Source organism: Pseudomaricurvus alkylphenolicus, from assembly GCF_011683955.1.
In the GTDB taxonomy this organism is placed as follows: Bacteria; Pseudomonadota; Gammaproteobacteria; order Pseudomonadales; family Cellvibrionaceae; genus Pseudomaricurvus; species Pseudomaricurvus alkylphenolicus.
This window is the reverse complement of sequence record NZ_JAAQPI010000049.1, coordinates 1-3,688: the sequence shown is the minus strand read 5'-3', so window position 1 is coordinate 3,688 and position 3,688 is coordinate 1. Positions and strand designations below refer to the sequence as shown.

At 61.8% G+C, this 3,688-nt stretch carries 1 protein-coding gene; it reads right to left on the bottom strand.

Annotated elements, in window-relative coordinates:
* Positions 1–3,688: beta strand repeat-containing protein (locus HBA55_RS36990; RefSeq protein ID WP_167001242.1), on the bottom strand; the 3,688-nt coding region annotated here is incomplete at both ends.

The following is a 3,688-nucleotide window of genomic DNA, read 5'->3' as shown; positions in this document are numbered from 1 at the left end:
CGCCCCTTCGGTGACGGTGGCCGGGCCACTGATCACCGCGTAAACCGTGTCGGCCGAAGTGGTGTCTTCCGGATCGTCGGTTTCACTGCCGGCGTCGGTGATGGTGCCCACGCCCACCAGATCGTTGCCCGCCGCGGCCACATTGGCGCTCAGGTTCGACAAGGTGACGTCGTAGGTTTCGTCGCCTTCCTTCAGGAAGTCATCGGTGATGGCAACGGTTATCGTGGTGTCGGTATCACCGGCACCGATGGAGCCATTGCCGCTGTTGGCGGTGTAGTCCGCGCCGGCGGTGGCACTGTCATCGCTGGTGGCAAAGTCGAAGGTCACCGCTTCGGTGGTGGCGTGACTCAGGCTGACGGTAAAGGTCGCCGTACCCGCGTCTTCGTTCACCGTCACATCGTCAATGCGGATGGTCGGGGCGGTGTCGTTGTCCTGGATGGTGGTCAGCTGACTGGGCGTCTGACCGTCGGCACCGTTGGTGGTGTCGATGGCTTCAAACTGACCGGTGTCGTCCACACTCTGGATGCTGGCGGTAAAGGTGTCGTTGTCGAAGTCCGCGTCTTCGTGGGTATCGACCGTCAAGGTAGCCGTGCTGGCACCACTGCTGATGGTGACCGTTTGCGAGCGGCCGTCGTAGTCGCTGTCTTCCGCACTGCCGTTGGTAAAGACCACGGTCACGTCGGTGTCGGCATTGACCGTGACCGCGTTGCCGCCGGCGTCGATCAGACTGACGGTGTAGTCGGTGGTGGTCGCCCCTTCGGTAACGGTGGCCGGGCCACTGATCACCGCGTAAACCGTGTCGGCCGAGGTGGTGTCTTCCGGATCATCGGTTTCACTGCCGGCATCGGTAATGGTGCCCACGCCCACCAAGTCGTTACCGGTGGCGGCCACATTGGCGCTCAGGTTCAACAGGGTGACGTCGTAGGTTTCGTCGCCTTCTTTCAGGAAGTCATCGGTGATGGCAACGGTTATCGTGGTTTCCGTATCACCGGCACCGATCGAGCCATTGCCACTGTTGGCGGTGTAGTCCGCACCGGCGGTGGCGCTGTCATCGCTGGTAGCAAAGTCAAAGGTCACCGCTTCGGTGGTGGCGTGACTGAGGCTGACGGTAAAGGTGGCCGTGCCCGCGTCTTCGTTCACCGTTACATCGTTGATGCGGATCGTTGGCGCCGTGTCGTTGTCCTGGATGGTGGTCAGCTGGCTCGGGGTTTGACCATCGGCACCGGTGCTGGTGTCGATGGCTTCAAACTGACCGGTGTCGTCCACGCTGTGGATGCTGGCGGTAAAGGTCTCGTTGTCGAAGTCCGCGTCTTCGTGGGTATCAACCGTGAGCGTTGTGCTGATGGCGCCACTGCTGATGGTGACCGTTTGCGAGCGGCCGTCGTAGTCGCCGTCTTCCGCGCTGCCGCTGGTAAACACCACGGTCACGTCGGTGTCGGCATTCACCGTGACCGCGTTGCCGCCGGCGTCGATCAAACTGACCGTGTAATCGGTGGTGGTCGACCCTTCGGTGACGGTGGCCGGGCCACTGATCACCGCGTACACGGTATCGGCGCTGTCCACCGTTTCAGGATCGTCGGTCTCACTGCCAGCGTCGGTGATGGTGCCCACACCCACCAAGTCGTTACCGGTGGCCGCCACATTGGCGCTCAGGTTCGACAGCGTGACGTTGTAGGTTTCGTCGCCTTCTTTCAGGAAGTCGTCGGTGATGGCCACGGTGAGGGTGGTTTGGGTCTCACCGGCACCGATGGAGCCATTGCCGCTGTTGGCGGTGTAGTCCGCGCCGGCGGTGGCACTGTCATCGCTGGTGGCAAAATCAAAGCTCACCGCCTCGGTGGTGGCGTGGCTCAGAGACACCGTAAAGGTGGCCGTACCCGCGTCTTCGTTCACCGTCACATCATTGATGCGGATCGTTGGCGCGGTGTCGTCGTCCTGGATGGTGGTCAGCTGGCTCGGGGTTTGACCGTCGGCACCGTTGGTGGTGTCGATGGCTTCAAACTGACCGGTGTCTTCCACGCTTTGGATGCTGGCGGTAAAGGTCTCGTTGTCGAAGTCGGCGTCTTCGTGGGTATCAACCGTGAGTGTGGTGGTGCTGGCGCCACTGCTGATGGTGACGGTCTGCGAGGTCGCGTCGTAGTCGTCCACTTCCGCGCTGCCGTTGGTAAAGACCACGGTCACATCGGTGTCGGCATTGACCGTGACCGCGTTGCCGCTGGCGTCGATCAAACTGACGGTGTAGTCGGTGGTGGTCGCCCCTTCGGTAACGGTGGTCGGGCCACTGATCACCGCGTACACGGTATCGGCACTACCCACGGTTTCTGGATCGTCGGTTTCACTGCCGGCATCGGTAATGGTGCCCACGCCCACCAGGTCGTTGCCCGCCGCGGCCACATTGGCGCTCAGGTTCGACAGGGTGACGTCGTAGGTTTCGTCGCCTTCTTTCAGGAAGTCGTCGGTGATGGCAACGGTAATCGTGGTTTCGGTCTCACCGGCACCGATCGAGCCGTTGCCGCTGTTGGCGGTATAGTCCGCACCGGCGGTGGCGCTGTCGTCGCTGGTGGCAAAGTCGAAGGTCACCGCTTCGGTGGTGGCGTGACTCAGGCTGACGGTAAAGGTCGCCGTACCCGCGTCTTCGTTCACCGTCACATCGTCAATGCGGATGGTCGGGGCGGTGTCGTTGTCCTGGATGGTGGTCAGCTGACTGGGCGTCTGACCGTCGGCACCGTTGGTGGTGTCGATGGCTTCAAACTGACCGGTGTCTTCTACGCTCTGGATGCTGGCGGTAAAGGTGTCGTTGTCGAAGTCCGCGTCTTCGTTGGTGTCGACCGTCAAGGTAGCCGTACTGGCGCCACTGCTGATGGTGACCGTTTGCGAGGTCGCGTCGTAGTCGCCGTCTTCCGCGCTGCCGTTGGTAAAGACCACGGTCACGTCGGTGTCGGCATTGACCGTGACCGCGTTGCCGCCGGCGTCAATCAAACTGACGGTGTAATCGGTGGTGGTCGCCCCTTCGGTGACGGTGGCCGAGCCACTGATCACCGCGTACACGGTATCGGCACTACCCACGGTTTCTGGATCGTCGGTTTCACTGCCAGCGTCGGTAATGGTGCCGACGCCCAACAAGTCGTTACCGGTGGCGGCCACATTGGCGCTCAGGTTCGACAGGGTGACGTTGTAGGTTTCGTCGCCTTCTTTCAGGAAGTCGTCGGTGATGGCAACGGTAATCGTGGTTTCCGTATCACCGGCACCGATCGAGCCGTTGCCGCTGTTGGCGGTGTAGTCCGCACCGGCGGTGGCGCTGTCGTCGCTGGTGGCAAAGTCAAAGGTCACCGCTTCGGTGGTGGCGTGACTGAGGCTGACGGTAAAGGTGGCCGTGCCCGCGTCTTCGTTCACCGTCACATCGTCAATGCGGATGGTCGGGGCGGTGTCGTTGTCCTGAATGGTGGTCAACTGGCTCGGGGTTTGACCGTCGGCACCGTTGGTGGTGTCGATGGCTTCAAACTGACCGGTGTCTTCCACGCTCTGGATGCTGGCGGTAAAGGTGTCGTTGTCGAAGTCCGCGTCTTCGTGGGTATCGACCGTCAAGGTAGCCGTGCTGGCACCACTGCTGATGGTGACCGTTTGCGAGCGGCCGTCGTAGTCGCTGTCTTCCGCACTGCCGTTGGTAAAGACCACGGTCACGTCGGTGTCG